This window comes from Gluconobacter cerinus (assembly GCF_025961355.1).
Taxonomy (GTDB): domain Bacteria; phylum Pseudomonadota; class Alphaproteobacteria; order Acetobacterales; family Acetobacteraceae; genus Gluconobacter; species Gluconobacter cerinus.
The window spans coordinates 1,075,092-1,096,778 of record NZ_JAOQNM010000001.1; the positions used below are offsets into that span (position 1 = coordinate 1,075,092).

Below are 21,687 nucleotides of genomic sequence, written 5' to 3' on the forward strand. Positions count from 1 at the left end.
CACTAACAGATCTTCACAGGAGCGCAGCCTCCCGCCAGAGTTCTTTTCCATAAAACCTTTGCGACCATCAAGAGCGTGCTGCGTTTCCTTCGCCATGTGCCATCCGATGAAGAAGGAAACCCGCCATGCTTGGAATTGATCTGAGTGGTCGTACAGCCCTTGTCACAGGGTCCACTGGCGGGATCGGGCTCGCCATAGCGCGGCGCTTGGCAGAAGCTGGCGCAACCGTCATCATCAACGGCCGCAAACAGGAAAGCGTAGACAAAGCGCTGGACGTTCTGCGGGAACGTATTCCTGGTGGCACTTTCCGCAGTGTGGTGGCGGATGTTGGCACTGCCGAAGGGTGTGACACGCTTGTGAACACTGAAGGCGCAGTTGATATTCTGATCAACAATGCCGGAATTTTCGGCCCCAATGACTTCTTCAAGACCACGGATGAAAGCTGGCAGAAGCTGTTCGAGGTCAATCTCTTTTCCGGTGTCAGACTGGCCCGCGCCTATATGCCCGGCATGAAAGAGCGTAACTGGGGCCGTGTCCTTTTCATTGCGTCGGAATCGGCAATCAACATTCCTGTGGAAATGATCGATTACGGTGTCAGCAAGACGGCCATGCTGGGTCTGGCCCGCGGTCTGGCAAAGGATATGGCGGGAACGAATGTCACGGTAAATTCTATCCTGCCAGGACCGACACTCTCCGAGGGTGTAGAAGACATGCTCAAGGCCCAGAACCCTGACAGCACTCAGCCTGTGGAAGAGCTTGCGGCGGATTTCGTCCGGAAGCACCGCCCAAGCAATATCCTTCAGCGCATGGCAACAGTCGACGAAGTCGCGAATATCGTTGTTTACGCCGCATCTCCCCTCGCCTCTGCCACGACAGGCGCAGCTTTGCGGGTTGATGGTGGAACAGTCGATACGATCTAAAGACCCGAATTGAGAATATAAAAAAAAAGCCCCGGCGCCTTTCGACGCCGGGGCTTTTTTATGGGGCGTTACAGGCTCAGCCGCGGCGTGCAGCAGCCAGCTTCTGATCGGTGCGATACTGGCTCAACGCATACACGGACCAGATTGCAGCCGGAATCCAGCCGATAACAGTCACCTGAAGGAACAGGCAGATAATGCCTGCAAACGGGCGACCAATGGTGAAAAACTGCAGCCACGGCAGAAGCAGGGCAAGAATGAGACGCATAAAATAGTCCTTTCCTAAAACAGGGTCCGTCATTCTTCGTCAGGTCTGACATGGATGCAATGTTTCATCCGCCATGTCCGCCGTCAGGCACACTCGCCAGCTTCACGACAAATCAGTTCCAGCAGCAGCAGAGACCGACCGGTGACGGTGTATTCATGCTTCTGGTCAAAGACTTCTTTCTCGATCTCGCTACCAGCGTCTGGCTGGTTGGTGTCCAGCAGAAGCTTCCACCGGCCTTCTCCTGTCTCTGGCAGTATGAATGGAACGGCATCTTTCCATCCATTGAACACAAGCAGCACAGTCGCATCTGATCCGCGTCGCATGATGCCACTCCGTTGGCTACGGCCGTCGATCATCAGACCAAAACACTGATCATGCCCCCAGTCTTCCGGCATCATCTGATTGCCACCAGCAGTCAGCCAGGTGAGTTCCTGAACATCCAGCTCTTTATTGTAAGCCTCCGTCAGAAAGCGCCCACGCCGGAGAATGGGATACCGGCGCCTCAATCCTGTTAAGCGGCGAACAAAATTCTGAAGTTGGGCACCTTCTTTGCCGATCTCCCAGTTCAGCCATGAAATCTCACTGTCCTGGCAGTAGGCATTATTGTTCCCCTGCTGCGTCCGGCCAAATTCGTCACCGGCCAGAAGCATCGGCGTTCCCTGTGACAGCAGCAGTGTGGACAGCATGTTCCTGCATTGGCGCCAGCGAGTAGCATTAATATCCGGGTCTTCTGTCGGTCCTTCCACGCCATAATTGAAGGATCGGTTATCGGGAGAGCCATCCTTACCCTCCTCCCCGTTCGCATCGTTATGGCGCTCGTTGTAGGAGACGCAGTCCATGAGCGTGAAGCCATCATGAGCCGTGACAAAATTCACACTGGCCCATGTCTGCCGCCCACTGTGGTTGAAACGGTCCGGGCTGGCCAGAAGCCTGGGCGCAAGGGCGCCTGACTTGGCCTCGCCACGCCAGAAATCACGAACAGTATCCCGGAACGTGTCATTCCACTCCGCCCAGCCCGGCGGAAAATTCCCAACCTGATACCCGCCGGGGCCAACGTCCCAAGGCTCGGCAATCAGTTTCACATGCGACAGGACCGGATCCTGCCGGCAGACACGCAGAAACGTTGCATCATTGTGAAAACCATCTTCTTCGCGCGCAAGTATTGTTCCGAGGTCGAACCGAAATCCATCAACGCCCATTTCCTTGACCCAATATCTCAAACTGTCCGCAACAAAGCGGATGCAGTTCAGATGCGTCAGGCTGAATGTGTTTCCGGTTCCCGTTTCGTTTATGTAATGTCTTTTGCTGTCTGGCATGAGCCGGTAATAGGAAACATTATCCAAGCCCCGAAATGAAAGCGTAGGACCAAGCTCGTTACCCTCGGCGGTATGATTGTAAACAACGTCGAGAATAACTTCGAGGCCCGCCTCATGGCAGGCACGCACCAAAGCCCGGAATTCCTGAGCCGCATTATCAGGCTCTGCTGCGTAATGGCTTTCAGGGGCAAAAAAGCCGATCGTATTATAGCCCCAGTAATTTCGCAGGCCCTTATCCGCCAGAAATTTGCTGTTGACGAAGCTTTGAACCGGCAGGAATTCCACCGCCGTCACGCCCATATCCCGAATACTTTTCAGCAGTTTCGGGTCTGACAGTCCGGCATAGGTTCCCCGCAGTTTCTCGGGCACGGCAGAGTTCTGACGGGTATACCCTTTCACATGCATCTCGTAGATGACCGTATCCGTCCAGGGTGTATCGGGATGGTCAAAATGCTGCGGCGTCGGGTCAATGATGATGGCTTTGGGGACGAATGCAGCACTGTCTGCCGTGCTGAAACTCAGATCCTTGTCCGGGCTATCCAGCTCATAGCCAAACAGGGAAGGATCCCATTTAAGGTCCCCATGGAATGCTCTGGCATATGGATCCAGGAGTAATTTATTCGGATTGAACCGGTGCCCTTCGTCGGGCTCATAAGGCCCATGAACACGGTAACCATATAACTGCCCCGGCTTCAGATTCGGGATCCATCCATGAAAAACATGATCGGTATATTCAGGCAGACGGATCCGATCTGTCTCGCGTGTTCCGTCTTCATCGAACAGGCAGACTTCAACAGCTTTGGCGTGGGCAGAAAAAACGGCGAAATTTACCCCGGAATCGTCATAGGTAGCTCCGAGATTATTAGGATTTCCTTCCTGTAATCCCTTCTGACGCGAACCGCTCATTTTGATTGTTCCAGCAAAAACGCAAGTCGGTTTTCCTGCCCCATGGCAGAGCCGTGCAGCTTTTGGGGCGATAACGCTGGAAGGGCTTCTGACACGACTATAAATTATTTGTGAAGGCGTTTCCAACAGCATCCATCAGGCGTTGTTTCATCGACAAAGCCAAAAAATATCCAACTCCGCAGGATAGCGAGAGGTGTGTGTGTGATGACGCAGAATACGCCCGCATCAGCTGTGAGAGAGCTGCAGCTTCTTTCCGTAGCGGCGGAGATCTATCCGCTGATCAAAACCGGGGGACTGGGAGATGTCGTTGGCTCACTGCCAGCGGCACTTGAGCCTCACGGGATCAGCACACGCACCATTGTGCCCGGCTATCCGGCAGTTCTGCATGCACTGTGCAACCGCAAAGAAACAATCCGGATCGATAATGTTCTCGGATATTCCGTTATTCTTTGGGAAGGCCGCACTGATGGAGGCACGCTTTATGCCGTGGACGTGCCAGATCTCTACAATCGTCCCGGAAATCCCTATCTTTCGCCAGACGGTCAGCCCTGGAGCGACAACGGCATCCGTTATGCGGTGTTATGCCGAACGGCCGCATTAATTGCTTCCGGATTACTACCCGACTGGAAACCAGACGCAGTTCTGAGCCACGATTGGCATGCCGGGCTGGTTCCCGCCTATCTGCGCTATATGGAGGGCCCGACGCCGCCGGTCGCCCATGTCGTACATAACCTCGCGTTCCAAGGGCTCTTCCCCCGCGAAATGCTACACGCGTTCGGTTTGCCGGAGTGGTCTTTTACCTTCGACCAACTCGAATATTACGGCCAGATCAGCTTCATGAAAGCCGCTCTTCAGTTTTCAGACCGTCTGATCAGTGTGTCACCAACCTATGCAGAAGAAATTCAGACTCCTGAGGAAGGAATGGGGCTGGATACCGTCCTGCGGGCTCGTTCCAACGCTTTGACCGGCATTCTGAACGGCGTGGATCTTCGGGAATGGAATCCCATGACCGATCCCTCCGTCTTCTTTCCTTATGCGGTTGGAGACATCATCGCGCGCCGTGCGAACAAGCGTGTGTTTCAGGCTGAGTTTGGCCTTCCCCAGAAATCGGATGCTTTGCTTCTCGGGATGGTCAGTCGTCTGACAACACAGAAAGGGGCTGACCTTCTCGCAAAGCTGGCCCCTCGCCTCTTTCAGGAGAATATCCAGCTCACTGTTGTCGGTGTGGGTGATGAAGGCATCATGCAGGAGTTTGCGACCCTACGTAGCCGGTATCCACAAAATTTCGTCTGCCATCTGCGGTACAGCGAGACACTTGGACACAGACTGCACTCTGCGGTCGATGCATCCCTGATCCCTTCCCGTTTTGAACCCTGCGGCCTGACGCAGTTTCATGCCCTGCGTTACGGATCAATCCCGATTGCAGCCCGCGTGGGCGGGCTGAGCGACACCATTATTGATGCCAATTCAGCCGCTGTATCAGAGGGCGTTGCAAACGGAATTCTGTTCTCCCCCACCACAGAGGACATGCTCTATCTGGCAATCCGCCGCGCGCAGGCACTGTTTCGTCAAAAGGCTGTCTGGGCACGGATGCAGCGGAATGGGGCCCTGCACGATGTGTCCTGGAATGGCAAAGCCGCCCAATACGCCCGCCTGCTGCAGGACATGACCGGCCATGAAACAGTCATGACAGAGCCGGGCAGTGATATCGCCCCACGCCGGGCCGATCCGGCATCTGCACGTCCACGGCTGTCACGGCAGGTTGCACGGATGCCGCGCACCGCAGGCGACGCAGCAACATCTTCACTTGTTCCATTCACGCCCCGTACGGGCACCCGTTCCTGAAGGTATTTTTGCATGATGGCTCGTCCGGTCGATCCCGTTCTTCAATCCATGACAGACGCACTTATGGCCGGGCAGTGCAGTGACCCCTTCGCACTCCTGGGCCGCCACCGGGATCATCGGCAGGATATTGTGAGAGTCTTTTACCCCGATGCTGTGGAAGTCCATCTCATGGTGGAACAGGCATCAGGGCAGGTTTTGGAAAAGACCATGCGTCGGATCGATGATCGCGGCCTGTATTCCGCCACGCTCCCCCGCTCCGCCCGCTATCGCCTGCGTATCCGCTGGGCCGACGCCTGGCAGGACACCCATGATCCATACAGCTTTGGCCTGCTTCTGGGCGACATGGATCTGTACCTTTTTTCGGAAGGGAAACATCAGCAGATCGACCGGATGATGGGCGCCATTCCCATGGCCGTTGACGGCGTAAATGGCGTCCGCTTCGCAGTGTGGGCACCGAACGCCAAACGTGTCTCCGTCGTTGGCGATTTCAATATCTGGGATGGCCGCCGGCACTGCATGCGCCTGCGTCATGGGTCTGGCGTGTGGGAGTTATTTATTCCTGGAGTGCACGCCGGAGAGCGTTACAAATACGAAATAGTCTCTCAGGATGGACACGTTCTTCCCGCCAAGGCTGACCCCTATGCCAAAGCCGCAGAACTTCCGCCGGCCAATGCGTCTGTTATTGCGGCACCAGATGACTTTGTCTGGCACGACGCGGAATGGATGAGCACACGTGCGGCCAGACATGCCAGTCAGGCTCCCATTTCAATTTACGAAATTCATGCCCCCTCATGGCGGCATCCCCAGCATGGCAATGACATCATGACGTGGGAGGAGCTTGGTGATGCGCTCATTCCGTATCTTCAGGATCTGGGATTTACTCATCTCGAGCTGCTTCCGATCGCGGAGTATCCTTATTCCGGCTCGTGGGGATACCAACCGCTCAGCCTGTATGCACCTACAGTGCGCCATGGTTCACGCGCCCAGTTTGCCAACTTCGTTGACCGTTGCCATCAAGCTGGCCTCGGCGTCATTATCGACTGGGTCCCGGCCCATTTCCCTGCCGATCAGCATGGGCTTAGCCAGTTCGATGGCACACACCTGTATGAACATGCAGACCCGCAGGAAGGCTATCATCAGGACTGGCACACCCTGATTTATAATTACGGGCGCAACGAAGTCTGTGGTTTTCTGGCTGGCAGCGCCTTGCACTGGCTGGAACAGTTCCACGTCGATGGTCTGCGTGTCGATGCTGTCGCATCCATGCTGTACCGGGATTACAGCCGCAAGGAAGGAGAATGGCGCCCCAACATTCATGGAGGACGCGAAAATCTGGAAGCGGTCAATTTCCTGCGCCATCTGTCAGAAACTCTGGAAGACCTTCACCCTGACACAATGCTGATCGCGGAAGAATCAACGTCCTGGCCAGGCGTGACAGCGCCCGCCAGAACAGGCGGCCTAGGCTTTACCTATAAATGGAATATGGGCTGGATGCATGACACGCTGCGGTACATGGAGCTTGATCCGCTCTGGCGCAGTTACCATGCAAACGACATCACTTTCGGCATGATCTATGCTTATTCGGAACGTTTTATCCTGCCACTTTCCCATGATGAGGTTGTTCACGGAAAAGGGTCTCTCCTGACCAAAATGCGGGGAGATGAGTGGCAGAAACATGCCAATCTGCGCGTACTTTACGCCCTGATGTGGGCCTATCCGGGCCGAAAACTTCTCTTCATGGGCGGAGAGCTGGCTCAACCGCACGAATGGAATCATGAAGGTGAGTTGGCGTGGTATCGGCTGTGGGACGGGTATGGTCGCGGCATGTATGACACGGTTCGTTCCATCAACACACTATATCGCTCTCACCCTGCTCTTCATGCTTCCGATGATGAGCATGAAGGGTTTCAGTGGCTCGTTGCTGACGATATCGCCAACACGGTTTTTGCCTGGCTCAGACAGTCTCCAGATGCACGCCCTGTTCTTGTTGTGGGCAACATGACGCCTGTTCCTCGCATGAACTACCGCATCGGCGTTCCATGGCGCGGTGAATGGCGAGAGCTCCTCAACACAGACGCAGCCCATCTGGGTGGAAGCAATCTCGGCAATCATGGGCAGGTGTATGCCGAGGATATTCCTGCCCACGGCATGCCACACTCTGTCGAACTGATCCTCCCCCCCCTTGCCGTGCTTTATCTTTCTCCAGCTCCCTGAGACAAAGGACGCAGCGCATGTCTTCCTTCAGGTTTAAAAACCGCCTGGGTGCAGAACTCATCGCTCCCGATCGGACACGGTTCACGCTCTGGGCTCCCTCCTGTGAGAGAGTTTTCGTGGAGGTGGAGGACCTTCCGCCTATCGCCATGAGGCGACACGCAGATGGAACATTCGTCGCCGAAGCACCTTGCGGTGCCGGAGCGCGATACCTTTACCGCGTCCGCGACAACGTCACGGTTCCTGACCCGGCCAGCCGCTTTCAGCCCGATGGCGTCCATGGGCGAAGCGAAATTCTTGACCCCGATTTTTATGATTGGAAAACATCTGACTGGACGGGGCGCCCGTGGGAAGAAACGATCATTTACGAGACGCATCTGGGTCTCGAAGGCAATTATGAAGGCATGAAAGCCCGCCTTCAGGAACTGGCGGATCTGGGCATCACAACGGTTCAGTTCATGCCGGTCAACAGTTTCAGTGGTCACTGGAACTGGGGATATGATGGCGTGCTGGTTTATGCCCCAACGCCAGCTTATGGCCGGCCGGAAGCCCTGAAGGACCTGATCGACCATGCTCATTCACTGGGTCTGATGGTCTTTCTGGATGTTGTGTACAATCACTTCGGCCCAGATGGGAATTACCTGCTGGAATATGCAAAGGGCTTCTTCGACCCGCGCTACGACACACCCTGGGGTGACGGTATCGACTTCCATAACCCAATCGTAGCAGATTTCTTTATCGACAATGCGCTTTACTGGCTGATGGAATATCGCTTCGACGGCCTCCGCATCGATGCCGCGTGGGCCATTACGGATCGACAATGGTTTTATAAACTTCAGAGCCGCATTCACAAGACTGTCGAAAAGGGCCGCCATGTTCATTTAATTCTTGAAAATGAGAACAATGACGCAGGCCTTCTTCGCGACGGCTATTCCGGACAGTGGAGCGAAGACTGGCACCATACCCTGACCGTCATGCTCAGCGGAGAGGACAAAGGATTTTTCCTGCCGTTTCATCACGAAACAACCGGCCTTCTTAAACGTGTCCTGACAGAGGGGCTTGCGTGGCAGGGCGAATTTTTTCCGCCGCGCCAGAAAACGCGTGGCAGTCCGAGCAGCGATTTACCTCCAACAAAATTCGTAACGTTTTTACAAAACCACGATCAGATCGGTAATCGCCCTCTGGGGGAAAGATTGATCACCCTTTCTGATCCAAACGCCTTTAAAGCCGCCTATGCGCTGCTTCTTCTTTGCCCCATGACGCCAATGCTGTTCCTTGGGGAAGAGTGGGGCTCAAAAACGCCGTTCTATTTCTTTTCGGATTTTCACGGGGCCATTGGCGAGAAGGTCCGCCGTGGGCGCGAAGAACAGTTTGCCGAATACTGCAACCTGACGGACCCGGAAATTCTTGCGACACTTCCTAGCCCCACTGACCCGAAAACATTTCGAATGTCTCGCCCGGACCGAGCCGAACGGGACACATCGGAAGGTCAGGCATGGCTTGCCAGAACAAAAGAACTTTTGGCCTTGCGCCATTCCAAAATTACGCCGCACCTAAAAGGAGCTTACAGCGCGGGAGCTGATATTCTGGGAGAGAAAGCTGTCATTGCCTCCTGGACTCTTGGGGACGGCAGCCTGCTGACCATCGCCGTTAATCTGGGGACAAACACTGTCTCGCTTCCCGAGCCAGAAAACATCTTTTACGAAACCAGCCCTAAACGAGCATCCCAGACACTTCCGCCCGGAACGCTCGTTGCGGCACTTGGTCGCGCCTTTTAACCGGGACGACCTACAAAATTACAGCGGACGGTCGCCCTGGCTGGACGCTGTTTTTTCGTTCAGCCAGCCGCCCTGAAATCCCGCGCGCTTCAAGCCGTCACGCAGGTAAGGATTCTTTTTCATCGTGTTCCACACGAAGCCACTGCGCCAGTTTTCCAGCATCAGCAGAATAGGTCCCTGATCAATGCCAAGCTGCTGCCCGTCTACCCAGTAATCATTCTTGTCTTTGAATGAGGGGTTGAAGGAGTCCAGGAAGCCATACTGATTGTAAATCCGACTTCCGTAGCGCTTGCGCATCTCTTCCAGTGCGGGAAGAGCAATTTCAGGCGCGAAGGCAATCGATCCACCTGCGGCTGTTGGTGCAATGGTGCCATCGTCGAGAATGTAATCCCGGCCTGCACCACGCGCACTGTAGGCGAGGTAATGGCGATGCTTGCCGTCATAATCCTGCTGAATGTCCCCGGGGCCATCACAGGCGGTCAGACCCCAGATATTGGCGCCGTAGTCCTTCCAGTCTCCGGGATTCGCCTGTGCGTAAGCGCGCTGCGCGTACACAGCTTCACGCCCGTTCTGGAAATAGTCATCATCATGCTTGCGATTGAAATCGTCCTGAATGCCACGGAAATCAATCCAGGATTCGCTGTACTGGTGCCCAAAGAGTGGTGCGAAATTCAGCAGCTTATGGCCCTGAAAATCTCCCCATTGCCCGTCGTAAGTAGCCGTCCAGGTCTTCCATGTTTCTGCTGGAAGGGGATGCGTTGGCGATGCAATGGCCAGAAGATAAATGATCAGGCCTTCATTATAGCCCTTCCAGTCCGTCGTGATGAACGTGTTGGGCGGCGACCATCCCATGCTCAGCCAAGGGCCATGCGCTTTCATCCACGTCCAGTCGATACGGCGATACAGGCGATCGGCAATGTCGCGGATTTCTTTTTCCTGCGCAGTATCGCGGTCATAATAAGACTGGGAAAACAGAACGCCGCCCATGAGAAGCGTTGTGTCTACACTGGAAAGTTCAGACCAGTTCGCGACACGCAGGCCGGTATTGGGGTCCAGAAAATGGTAGAAAAAGCCTTTGTACCCTGCCGCACCTGAAACCTTGTCATTCTGCGGCAGACCAATCAGAAATCTCAGGGTCGTCAGCGTGCGGTCCGCAGCCTGTTGGCGGGTTATGTATCCGCGCTCCGCTCCAATTCCATAAGCCGTCAAACCGAAGCCCACACCCGCAATGCTCGCAGCGCCATTCGGCAGCGGAGAGCGATCAGGGATCAGCCCATTCTTGGGGTTGGCCGTATCCCAGAACCAGCGGAACGTCCGATGTTCCAGATCTTCCACAAAAGTCTGATCGGCCGCCGTGAGGGATGGTGGTTTGTCGGCCTGCGGTATCGCCGCACCTGCTGCGATGGCAGATCCTGAAAAGAGGGCAAGGTGCACAACCCCTGCCGCTACTCCAGTCCGGAGAAAACGGGAGGATGAAGCACAGAACTTTTGTCCTGCACGTCGTGCTGTCGAGAGAAACCTGCTGCCTGGCGCAGGCTGCATCCGAAAGTCAGTGCTCATAGGCTCACCATAAGCGCAGAAGATGCATCACTTGAACGTGGTGTTACATCACAACGGCGTGATGTCTGCGAGGCTTGGAAAACTGCCAGAAATATCGAAAATTATCCACTCGGAAATCACGAATCCCGTACGATTTTGCAAGCTTCCGTTACATGAGCGAGTCCCGGATTCCTACTGCCGTCAAACTTCCAGCAAACGAGCCGCAATTTCTGCCGTCACGAAAGCTGCAATCATTTCAGGACGCTTGTCCCGGACGCCGAAATCTCCAATCGGGCAGACCAGTTTATCAATCTGCTCCTGCGGGATGTCGATTGCCCGGAACGCACTCTCAAAGCGTTTGCGTTTCGTACGAGAGCCGATCATCCCCACGTATCGCAGATCATTTCGTGCCAACGCTGCCCCCGTAATGAGGGCATCCAGAGTGTGACTTTGTGTCAGCACCAGAACGCCCGAACCAGCAGGCGCTGCATTCAAGGTGCTTTCCCAGTCTGATGTGACCTGTGCTTCGACTGTTGGCGGAACAGGCCCAAACTCATCTTGCCGGGCATCAACCCAGACAAGCCTGAGGGGCAGAAGCGCCAGTGATTTCGCCAGCGCTCTCCCTACGTGCCCAGCCCCGAACAGAATCAACTGAGGCAGCGTCTCCCGCTCTTTCCAGGCCTGACGCTCAATGTCATCCAGGTTTCGTATGCGCTCGATGCTCACCGTCACAGCGCCGCCACAGCACTGGTTGATGGCAGGCCCCAGCGGGATATGCCGCTCCAGATGGTCTGCACCATCGGCCAGGAGGGCCCGGGCATCCGCCATGCAGTCCCACTCCAGACGTCCCCCACCGATGGTCCCAACCTGCTCGCGTTGTGTGAGGAGCATATAAGCCCCGGCCTCACGCGGCGTGGACCCTTTGGCGACCAGAACCGTTATTCTGGCCACCGCTTCCCCCGCATCACGCCAGCGGCGGATGGCTTCCAGCATGGTCAGTCGTTCTCGCCACGCAGGCTCATGGCAGTCCGCAGAACACGTTCTGGCGTCGCAGGCGCATCAAGCTGCGGGCAGGTCTTGTAGTCATTCAGGCTGGCAAGAGCGTCCGAAATGGCCTGAAGAACTGCCACGCCATGCACAAAAGGAGGCTCCCCAACGGCCTTGGACCGGAAAATCGTCTCTTCCTGGTTCGGGGCGTTTTCCAGCAGTTCCACATTGAAAATCCGTGGCCGATCGGAACAGGCCGGGATCTTGTAAGTGCTGGGCGCATGGGTCCGCAGACGACCAGCCGGGTCCCAGACCAGTTCTTCCATCGTCAGCCAGCCTGCTCCCTGCACGAAGCCACCTTCGATCTGCCCGACATCGATTTCTGGATTCAGGGACTGCCCGGCGTCATGGAGAATATCCACGCGGTCCATGGTGTTCTCACCTGTCAACAGATCAACGGACACTTCCGCACAGGCCGCACCATAGGCAAAGTAAAAAAACGGACGTCCCCGCCCCGTTGCCGGATCCCAGGAGATCTTGGGCGTCTTGTAGAACCCGTTGGAAGACAGGGAAATGCGGGCGAAATAAACCTGCCAGGCCAACTGCTGGAAGGTCATGACATCTGACCCAACATGCACGCCATCGGGCAGGAACTGCACGTCTTCCTCAGCGACGCTCCACTTCTCGGCGGCAAACGCGATCATGCGGCGCTTGATCTTGGTGATGGCATCCAGAACTGCCATGCCGTTCAGATCTGCCCCAGAAGACGCCGCCGTTGCGGACGTGTTGGGAACCTTGCCCGTTGTAGTGGCTGTGATGCGAACGCGATCGGACGTCAGCCCGAACTCACGCATGGCAATCTGCACCATTTTCGTGTGCAAACCCTGCCCCATTTCGGTCCCGCCATGGTTCACCTGTACGGAACCATCCGTATAGACATGAACCAGCGCACCCGCCTGATTGTAATGTGTCGCCGTGAAGGAAATGCCGAATTTTACCGGCGTCAGGGCAATCCCGCGCTTGATGTAACGACTGGTTTTATTAAACGCGCGGATTTCTTCCTTGCGCTTCGCGTAATCGCAGCGCCGTACCAGTTCCGTGACGATTTCCCGGCTGATCGAGTCTTCCACCGTCATGTGATACGGCGTGATGTTCCGGTCTGTCGTTCCATAAAAATTGCGCAGCCGCACAGTCACAGGATCAAGCCCTGTCGCAAATGCGACTTCCTCGATAACACGCTCCGCCGCGACAATGCCCTGCGGACCACCAAACCCTCGGTAGGCCGTATTAGACTGCGTGTTAGTGCGCAGTGGCTCGGAACGGAACCGCACATCCGGATAGAAATACGCGTTGTCCGCGTGAAACAGCGCACGATCCACAACAGGCCCGGACAGATCGGCGGACCAGCCACAGCGGGCAGCCAGAACCATATCGACCGCCAGAATGTCCCCGTCATCCGTGAAGCCGACCTCATAATCCACGACAAAATCATGCCGCTTGCCGGTCATCATCATATCGTCGTCACGGTCCAGACGCATCTTGGCAGCCTGCCCGGTCAGATCAGCCGCAATAGCCGCCAGACAGGCCGCAGCATTGGCCTGCGTTTCTTTGCCCCCAAAGCCCCCGCCCATCCGGCGCACTTCAGTCGTGACCAGATGATGGGGCCGCCCCAGAACACACGCCACCAGATGCTGCGTTTCAGACGGATGCTGCGTGGAAGACCAGACACGCATTTCCCCAGCCTCACCCGGCTGAGCCAGAGCGGCCTGGCCTTCAAGATAGAAATGCTCCTGCCCGCCCATCGTGATATTGCCGGACAGACGGCGCGGCGCGGCAGCCAGTCCGGCATCCACATCACCGCGCTTCATGACCAGTGGACGCCAAACCAGATCGCCGCCAGCTTCACGCGCCTGAGCAACGTTCAGGATAGCGGGCTTTTCTTCATACTCGATCTTCGCAAGCCGCACGGCCTGACGGGCAGCCTGCCGGGACGTCGCCACTACGGCAAACATCGGCTGGCCCCAGTAATAGACATGATCCGTGGCCAGCAGTGGCTCATCATGCGCATGCACCGGGCTGATCTCGTTCTCGCCCGGAACATCCTCTGCCGTCAGAACCCGCACCACGCCCGGCGCAGAGCGAACGGCGCTCAGATCCATGGACACGATCCGCGCATGAGCCTTGGTGCTTAGCCCCGGGACGACATGCAACATGCCTTTCGGCTCCGGCATATCGTCGATGTAGTTCGCACGCCCTGTCACATGCAGAATCGCACTTTCATGCTTCATGCTGGTGGAGGCCGCCCCCTGAACCATCGGCATCTTGCGAGCTTCAGACATGGGCCTGCCCTCCCGTACGGGCCAGACGCGCCTGTGGGCCGCCCGTTGTTTCCTCAAAGAAGCGCGTCAGCAGATTTGCGGCGACTGTCCGGCGATACCAGTCTGTGGCGCGCATATCCGTCAAAGGCGTGAAGTCCTGTGCAATCGCGGCTCTTGCGGCGTCCAGCGTCGCTTCATCCCATGGGCGGCCGAACAGAGCTGCTTCAGCATTCGCTGCGCGCTTCGGTGTTGCTGCCATCCCACCATAGGCCAGCCGGATAGACGTAATGATTCCGTCTGCATTCCGGCGCATGAAAAAAGCCCCCAGAACCGCTGAGATATCCTGATCGAACCGTTTGGAAATCTTGTAAGCGCGGAACTGAACGTCCTTTTCAGGAACCGGAAGGGTAACGGCTTCCACAAACTCCCCGGGCCGCCGATCCTGCTTTCCATAAGCAATGAAATAGGCTTCCAGAGGCATGGAGCGACGTTCATTGCCCAGTCGCAAATGCAGGGTTGCACCAGCCGCAATAAACATCGGCGGCCCGTCACCAATTGGAGAACCGTTGGCGATATTTCCACAGACTGTCGCGCTGTTCCTCACCTGCGTTGAACCCAGCCGACGGATCATCTCTGCTGCATCGGGAAGGAGGTCTGCGATAAACGGCTTGGCTTCCTGATAAGTCACGGCAGCACCGATCGTCAGGCCTTCATCCGTGCGCTCTATCTTCCGTAACTCAGGGACACGGCCGATCGAGACGACATGCCGCAGTTGCTTCATGCCTTTGGTCACCCACAGACCCACATCCGTTGCCCCGGCGACAATCGTGGCCTCGGGATGCTGCACCAGTGTGTCAGCCAGAACATCTACACTCGCCGGAATTGTAAGGGTGCCTTCTGCGCCAGACACCTGAACGGTTTCACCGTCATTCAGGGCTGTGAGACGCTCCGTGATCGTCGCAACCTGTGCATCGAAACGGTCCGGGCCGGCCGATATGGACTGTTTCATGGCGCGCACGATCGGCGCGTACCCGGTGCAGCGACAAAGATTTCCAGCCAGAGCGTCGTCAATCTGGGCGTCATCAACAGTTGCACCAGGGGTCTTGCGATACGCTGCCATGGACATGACAAAACCTGGCGTACAGAAACCGCACTGCGAACCGTGCTGTTCCACCATAGCAGCCTGCACGGGATGCGGTGCATCAGGCGTACCGAGGTCCTCAATCGTATAAACCTGCGCACCATCCAGCATGCTGACAAACTGAATACATGCATTCACAGCGCGCCAAACGAGCCGATCCTGATCCAATCGTACGACCAGCACGGTGCATGCACCACAGTCACCTTCGTTACAGCCCTCTTTCGTTCCGGTTTTGCCACGATCTCGCAGCCAGTCCAGAAGAGTCAGGGTCGGGTTCAGGCCATTCAGAGTGCAGTGCTCATCGCCCAGATAAAATTGTACAGCCTGTCTCATGATCCTTGCCCTCCATGAGGCAACACGCGCAAAGCAAAACGGAAGAAGGCTGGCTGGACTGTCAAAGTTCGACCCTGGTGAAGATGGGGAAACCCCGAATATGAAAATGGGAGACTAGCAGAGTCCTGCACTGAAGAGGGTGTTGCCGTCCATATCCAAGATACGCATAACGCGTTGCTTTTTCGAGAGCGTAAATAACACCCACTGGCACTCAAGACCGAGCTCACTTTTCGCTTCGCTATGCAGCATCTTTAAGCAAGCCATTATGGCTGTTGCAGCGCGCCGCCTCAGAGAAGACCTTTCAGAACAGACCAGAGTTCGGGCTGCTCCACAGCACTGACGGTGAACCTCAACATGCTCGACGGTGCCTGCGTTGGAGAAAATAATGTTCCAGGCGCCAGAAGCATCCCTTTTGCAGATGCTGCCCGCGCAACGGCTTCAGAATCCTGCCCACAATCCGCCCAGACGAAAATACCCGCAGGCGGAAGATACGGAAGCGTAAGACCACATCCGATGAGCGCATCAGCACATTTCTGGCGCGCCTGATTCACCCTCTGCCGGAGCCGGGAAAGATGCCGACCGTAGTGCCCATCTTTCAGAAGACGCGCCATGACGTTTTCTCCCAGCTGCGGCGTACATAAGCCAGCCAGAAGTTTTAGGTCCGTCAGCCGCGCCACAATATCCGGACGGGCCGCCAGCACACCTACCCTTAGACCGACCGCCATCGTCTTGGCATAGCCTGTGACGAGAATAACCCGTTGCAGGCGGTCCATGGATGCAAGACGAATAGCAGTTCCATCATGGAAATCCGCGTAGGTATCGTCTTCCAGAACCATGAAGTCATATTTCTCGGCCAAACGCAGGATATCATGCGCCGCTGCGGCTCCGAGAGTATATCCCGTGGGGTTGTGAACAACGCTGTTAATCAGGAAAAGCTTCGGTTTATGCTCCGCAGCCAGACGCTCCAGAACCTCCAGATCCGGCCCTTCCCGTCCCCGCGGCACACTGATGATTCTCGCCTCGTAAGCCGCCAAACGACCAAAAATCAGAGGCCAGCCCGGCTCCTCAACCAGCACCGTATCTCCCCGCTGGACCATCAATCTCAGCACAAGATCAATTCCATGCGTGACACCCGCCGTCATCAGCAGATGATGATCCGGATGCGCAGCGATGCCTTGGCCGCCCAGCATGGCCGCAATATGTCGGCGTAACTGCGGGCTCCCCTGCGGATGGCCGTGACAAAACCAGCCCGCGCGCCAGAAGACGCTCGTACGCTTCCATCACCGTATAGCGACTGAGCCCTGCGCTTTCGGCCATCTTGCGAACTGACGGCAGGCGGCTGCCGGGCCTGAGCCTGTGTGTCTCTATACGTTCGGCGAATTCAGTTTCGAGTTGCTCAACCAGCGTTGTGTCACCACCACGGACGGGCTTCCAGAGGGGAAACGTTCCATGCTGAGTTGGTAGTACTGTCATGGTCAAACCTCCGGAACAGTCTGAAAGAATCCTGTTCAACTGTACCGGTACTGTTCCGGTAGTTCTTGTCATAGTGATCAGGATAATCCCGTCTGCAACAGGAAATTCCGTCATGCCGACTTACTGGCAGGCTTTTGCGCCTCTCGTTCTTTTCACGTTTGTCGCATCCGTTACGCCCGGTCCCAACAATATGATGCTGGCGTCTTCCGGGCTGACACACGGTTTCCGCCGAACGATCCCACACATGCTTGGGGTTGCGCTGGGGTTTGTCCTGATGGTGGTCATTCTCGGCCTTGGCTTGGGAAGCCTGTTTGAACATGCGCCCTGGTTTTACGTTGGCCTGAAATATGCCAGCGCGGCGTATCTGCTCTGGCTGGCTTGGAAAATTGCCACATCCTCAGCAACGCCCGAAGCCAATGGGAAAGGAAAGCCCATCAGCTTCCTGCAGGCTGCTGGTTTCCAGTGGGTCAACCCGAAAGCCTGGGTCATGGCCGTCGGTATTGTTGCAGCCTATGTTCCGAAGGAAGGGTTCTTCTTCAACCTTGCCATCGCCGGCGTCATCTGTGGCTTGGTGAATTGCCCTTCCGTCGCGCTCTGGGCTGGCTTTGGCGCAGGCATGAGACGGTGGCTTCATCGGCCGCTTCTGTTACGGAGCTTCAACTATGCGATGGCTCTGTTACTGGTCGCTTCCCTTTACCCACTGGCTTTCGAAACGGCCTCTCGCTGAGTTTCAACTTCACAGCGGGTAATGGCAGGCGACCTGCCGTCCCTCACCGGACGGCTGAAGTACAGGACGTTCTGTTGCACAACGCGGCTGGGCAATCGGGCAGCGGGTATGGAAACGACACCCTGATGGCGGATTGATCGGGCTAGGCACGTCGCCTTGCAAAGGCGGCGGCAAGGCCCGATCCGGGCGCGGAACCGCATCCAGCAATGCTTTGGTATAGGGGTGTGCCGGCCGGTCCAGCACGTCCAGACCGTGTCCCTCTTCCACAATGCTGCCCAGATACATGACAGCAATCCGATCTGCCATTTGCCGGACAACGGACAGATCATGAGAGATAAAGATGCATGCCACGCCCAGAGAAGCCCGTAGATCCCCAAACAGATTGACGATCTGAGCCTTAACAGAAACGTCCAGTGCGGAAACGGGCTCGTCTGCGACAAGAAGCTCCGGCCCTAGCGCCAAAGCGCGGGCAATGTTCAGCCTCTGTCTCTGCCCCCCGGAGAACTCATGCGGGAAACGCCCGGCAACTGACTGGGAAAGACCCACCTGATCAAGCAGTTCCGCAACGCGCTCCCTAACCCCATGACGACGATGAATGCGGAGGGGCTCGGCCAGAGACTCCCCCACGGTTCGGCGTAGATTGAAGGCAGCAGAAGAATCCTGAAAGACCATCTGCATTCGCGCGCGCCAAGGGCGCATCGCGCGATCGGACAGTCCGGAAATTTCCTGCCCGTCGAACAGAACCTTGCCAGATGTCGGCTGTGTCAGACCAATCAGAGTACGTCCCAGGGTCGACTTTCCGCATCCGGATTCCCCGACGAGCGCCAGAGCTTCTCCTTTCCGCACCTGCAGGGAAACACCCGAGACAGCATGCAGCACACGTCCCCGGCCAAGACGGTACGATTTCTCCAGATTGCGCGCTTCCAGCAGAACACTCATGCCGCATACAGGACACACGCCACGCGTCGTCCCTCCTCGATTTCAGTCAGCGACGGACGCACGGCACATTCTGGCCGAACGACGCTGCATCTGGGAGCAAACACACACCCGGTTGGACGATCATCAGGTGTCGGCGGCTGACCTGGAATGGTTGGAAGCCGTTCGGGTCTGGGACCGTCTAGGGGTGGAATGGCCGCAAGCAACGCCTGAGTGTAGGGATGCAAAGGACGATCCAGCACATCCCGAACCGGGCCATTTTCAACCACCAGTCCGGAATACATGACTGCCACATGTGTGCAGGCCTGCGCGACAACACCCATATCGTGCGTAATCAGCATGACACCGGCGCCTTCTTCCCGAATTTCGCGCAGCAGTGTCAGGATCTGAGCCTGCACGGTAACGTCAAGCGCTGTCGTGGGCTCATCGGCAATCAGCAGGGCCGGTGTGCAGGAGAGTGCCATCGCAATCATGGCGCGCTGGCGCAGACCCCCTGACAGTTGATGAGGGTACCGCTTTGCGGCCATAGCCGGGTCGGGCACACCCATCCGTTCCAGCAGCTGCACCGTCCGTGCACGGGCCTCACGTCTGCTGACGGGATGATGCAAACGGATCTGCTCGTCAATCTGCGCCCCGATAGACCTTACTGGCAAAAAAGCCGTCATCGGGTCCTGAAAGATCATCGCAATCCGCGCGCCCCGAAGCTTACGCATCACCTTGTCCGGGAGGTTGACCAGTTCCTGTCCAGAAAAGAGGATGTGCCCGGATGCTTTCAGGCCGGGAAGAAGCCCCATGACGCTCATGGCCGTAAGGCTCTTGCCCGATCCGGATTCCCCCACGACCCCCAGAGCCTCGCCAGCTTTCAGGTGAAACGAGACACCTTCAAGGAGCCGCGTACCATCGGGCAGGTTCAGCTTCAGGCCCTGAATATCGAGCAACTGTTCAGCGTCCATGCTGACCATCCCTGATACGCGGATCGAGGAGCGCATACAGTCCATCCACCAGAGCATTCGCAATGACAACGAACACGGCTGCATACATAACTGTCGCCATGATCAGAGGCAGATCCAGGGTGGCCAGAGCCTGATAGGTCAGACGTCCCACGCCCGGCAAAGCAAACACGACCTCTGTCAGCAACGCTCCGCCGCCTAGCAACTGGGCAAAATCCAGACCGAAGAGCGAGACATAGCTCAACCATGACAGTCGCAATCCATGCCAGAGCCACACACGTGCCGGCCCTGCGCCTTTCGCTCTTGCCGTGCGGATAGAGTCTTCTCCCATCGCACTCAGAAGCTCTGATCGCAGAATACGGGCATATAGCCCCATGAAGGAAACCGAGAGCGTCAGCGATGGAAGAAGCAGGGATTTTGCCCAGCCGATTGGACTTTGAGAGAGCGGCACATATCCCAGCGGAGGCACCCATCGAAACAGCCACGTATCGTGCCAGCGACTCTGGGTGAACAGATTGATCACCTCCCCGAGCCAGAAAACCGGCATGGACAGCCCGATCAGACCCAGCACCATCAGGACCCGGTCCACCCAGCTATCCCTCAGCACCGCGGACGCAACACCAATCCCCAGAGATCCCACAACCCAGAAGAAGGCAGCCCATACAACGAGGGACAGCGTTACCGGCGCCGCAGACACCACTTCGGGCACGACTTTCTGACCGTGATTGACGAAAGATGTGAGATCTCTGCTGACGAACAGTTTCTCCATCATGCGCACGTACTGAACAGGTAACGGGCGGTCGAATCCATATTCAGCGCGGATCCGCGCCATGACCTGCGGGCTGGCGCCTCTTCCTGCGATACGCGCAGTCGGGTCTGCTCCTGGAGTGGCGAAGAAAATGCAGAACACCAGAACGGAAATGCCGAAAATCACCAGCGCCATCTGCCCGGTGCGCGACAGGAAACTGCGTATCATCGACCGGCTCCCTTCGGATCCAGATGATCCCGAAGGGCATTTCCCAGAACATTCAAGGCCAGCACTGTCACGACAATCGCTATGCCCGGCGCTATGGCGACAATTGGCCTCGTATAAAGAAGGCCTTCTCCATCCTGAATGAGCGTTCCCCATGATGCTGCAGGGGCCTGCACACCAAGAGACAGAAAGGACAACGCCGATTCCGCCAGAAGGCAAAGGGCCATGACGAGAGGTCCGAGAACAACCATAGAAGGCGCAAGACTGGGCAGAATTTCACGTCGGAGAATACGAAAATCCGAGGCCCCCATTCCCCGGGCCGCCATGACGAATTCTGCTCGTGACAAACTCAGGACACGGGCTCGCAATGGGCGGGCGGCATACGGCACATAAACCAGCGCAATAATGCCTATGGGAATCAGAAAGCTATCGGCAGCAAGCGTTATAAACCCCAGATGAAGGCCATGCCCTACCGTTACCACCGAAAGTGAAATGGCGAACAGGTAAACCGGAATAGCCCACAGGATATCGAGCAATCGGGACAGGACGATATCCACCCAGCCCCCGAAATATCCGGCACAAATACCGATACTTCCCGAGAGGCACAGGCACAGCAGTGCGGCCGATGCCGCGATCAACAGGGAGCTTCGACCGCCATACAACAGACGAGACGCGACATCCCGTCCCTGGGAATCAGAACCCAGCATATAGGCGCCCGGTGACCAGTCAGGCCCCAGAGGCGTCAAACCCAGATGCAGAGGATTATCATTGGGCTGCATCAGGTCCAGTGACTGGCCGTGACGTATAGTAGTTCCAGCAATGTTGGAAGAAAACGGGTCCACTCCCACCATTTGGGCATAGAGCGGAGCACATAAGCTCGCCAGAATGACGAGCCCCAATGCCGCGACCGCAAGAGCAACGCCTTTCTTGACGGAAAGCGCGCGGATCATTCGCAGAAAACCGTTTCCTCCCACACACACTCCCATCTGCCGATCTGTTCAGCCTACCGTTCTAGCGGACCGACAGGGGAAGAGAAGAGGTGTAAAGGAAGAAACGTAAATCGTTTATT

17 protein-coding genes are annotated in these 21,687 nt (G+C 56.6%); 5 read left to right on the forward strand and 12 right to left on the reverse strand.

The features are described from left to right. Positions 1-125 precede the first annotated feature (125 nt). A complete protein-coding gene (locus M2305_RS04930) occupies positions 126-920 on the forward strand; it encodes an SDR family NAD(P)-dependent oxidoreductase (protein WP_264648728.1) in 795 nt (264 codons plus the stop codon). A 76-nt stretch (positions 921-996) separates the two neighbouring features. On the opposite strand, the gene M2305_RS04935 is transcribed toward M2305_RS04930, so the two are convergent. Both M2305_RS04935 and glgX read right to left on the reverse strand, forming a co-directional pair. Then, the gene (locus tag M2305_RS04935; protein WP_086634214.1) at positions 997-1,185 is read right to left on the reverse strand and encodes a YqaE/Pmp3 family membrane protein; all 189 of its coding nucleotides are present in this window, start codon (positions 1,183-1,185) and stop codon (positions 997-999) included. Positions 1,186-1,268: 83 nt separating this feature from the next. Continuing rightward, complete coding sequence (gene glgX / locus M2305_RS04940) at positions 1,269-3,407, reverse strand: glycogen debranching protein GlgX (protein ID WP_264648729.1); 2,139 nt, start codon at positions 3,405-3,407, stop codon at positions 1,269-1,271. 204 nt (positions 3,408-3,611) lie between these two features. Between glgX and glgA the strand changes: the two genes are divergently transcribed. Genes glgA through treZ form a run of 3 tightly spaced genes read left to right on the forward strand, consistent with a single transcriptional unit; the run spans position 3,612 to position 9,241 of the window. Further along, positions 3,612-5,252, forward strand: a complete 1,641-nt coding sequence (glgA, locus tag M2305_RS04945) for a glycogen synthase GlgA (RefSeq protein ID WP_264648730.1) — start codon at positions 3,612-3,614, stop codon at positions 5,250-5,252. A gap of 12 nt (positions 5,253-5,264) precedes the next feature. After that, positions 5,265-7,466, forward strand: a complete 2,202-nt coding sequence (glgB, locus tag M2305_RS04950; protein ID WP_264648731.1) for a 1,4-alpha-glucan branching protein GlgB — start codon at positions 5,265-5,267, stop codon at positions 7,464-7,466. 17 nt (positions 7,467-7,483) lie between these two features. Next, positions 7,484-9,241, forward strand: a complete 1,758-nt coding sequence (treZ, locus tag M2305_RS04955; protein WP_264648732.1) for a malto-oligosyltrehalose trehalohydrolase — start codon at positions 7,484-7,486, stop codon at positions 9,239-9,241. An 18-nt stretch (positions 9,242-9,259) separates the two neighbouring features. Here treZ and M2305_RS04960 read toward each other — a convergent pair whose 3' ends face one another. The 6 genes from M2305_RS04960 to M2305_RS04985 form a co-directional block, all read right to left on the reverse strand. Then, a complete protein-coding gene (locus M2305_RS04960; RefSeq protein ID WP_264648733.1) occupies positions 9,260-10,801 on the reverse strand; it encodes a glucoamylase family protein in 1,542 nt (513 codons plus the stop codon). A gap of 180 nt (positions 10,802-10,981) precedes the next feature. After that, positions 10,982-11,773: a xanthine dehydrogenase accessory protein XdhC gene (gene xdhC, locus M2305_RS04965; RefSeq protein WP_264648734.1), complete on the reverse strand. Its 792-nt coding sequence runs from the start codon at positions 11,771-11,773 to the stop codon at positions 10,982-10,984. Between the two features lie 2 nt (positions 11,774-11,775). Next, entirely contained in the window at positions 11,776-14,106 is a 2,331-nt protein-coding gene (xdhB, locus tag M2305_RS04970) for a xanthine dehydrogenase molybdopterin binding subunit (protein ID WP_264648735.1), read from the reverse strand. Next, on the reverse strand, positions 14,099-15,559 hold the full coding sequence (xdhA, locus tag M2305_RS04975) for a xanthine dehydrogenase small subunit (RefSeq protein WP_264648736.1): 1,461 nt from the start codon (positions 15,557-15,559) through the stop codon (positions 14,099-14,101). Before xdhA ends, xdhB begins: the two co-directional genes overlap by 8 nt. A 287-nt stretch (positions 15,560-15,846) precedes the next feature. Further along, positions 15,847-16,749 (reverse strand): aminotransferase-like domain-containing protein, encoded by a 903-nt coding sequence (locus tag M2305_RS04980; protein ID WP_264648737.1) that lies wholly within the window; start codon positions 16,747-16,749, stop codon positions 15,847-15,849. After that, a complete protein-coding gene (locus tag M2305_RS04985) occupies positions 16,673-17,032 on the reverse strand; it encodes a winged helix-turn-helix domain-containing protein (protein ID WP_264648739.1) in 360 nt (119 codons plus the stop codon). The genes M2305_RS04980 and M2305_RS04985 overlap by 77 nt, the downstream gene beginning before the upstream one ends. Positions 17,033-17,144: 112 nt before the next feature. On the opposite strand from M2305_RS04985, the gene M2305_RS04990 reads away from it, so the two are divergent. Continuing rightward, a complete protein-coding gene (locus tag M2305_RS04990) occupies positions 17,145-17,759 on the forward strand; it encodes a LysE family translocator (RefSeq protein WP_086634204.1) in 615 nt (204 codons plus the stop codon). 9 nt (positions 17,760-17,768) lie between these two features. Here the strand turns inward: M2305_RS04990 and M2305_RS04995 are convergent, their stop codons facing one another. From M2305_RS04995 to M2305_RS05010, 4 genes are read right to left on the reverse strand one after another with little or no spacing between them, the layout of a single operon-like run. Then, on the reverse strand, positions 17,769-18,698 hold the full coding sequence (locus tag M2305_RS04995; RefSeq protein ID WP_264648740.1) for an ABC transporter ATP-binding protein: 930 nt from the start codon (positions 18,696-18,698) through the stop codon (positions 17,769-17,771). Continuing rightward, entirely contained in the window at positions 18,695-19,648 is a 954-nt protein-coding gene (locus M2305_RS05000) for an ABC transporter ATP-binding protein (protein ID WP_264648741.1), read from the reverse strand. Before M2305_RS05000 ends, M2305_RS04995 begins: the two co-directional genes overlap by 4 nt. Next, the gene (locus M2305_RS05005; protein WP_046900201.1) at positions 19,638-20,621 is read right to left on the reverse strand and encodes an ABC transporter permease; all 984 of its coding nucleotides are present in this window, start codon (positions 20,619-20,621) and stop codon (positions 19,638-19,640) included. The genes M2305_RS05000 and M2305_RS05005 overlap by 11 nt, the downstream gene beginning before the upstream one ends. Then, on the reverse strand, positions 20,618-21,568 hold the full coding sequence (locus M2305_RS05010) for an ABC transporter permease (protein WP_264648742.1): 951 nt from the start codon (positions 21,566-21,568) through the stop codon (positions 20,618-20,620). Before M2305_RS05010 ends, M2305_RS05005 begins: the two co-directional genes overlap by 4 nt. Positions 21,569-21,687: the final 119 nt, after the last annotated feature.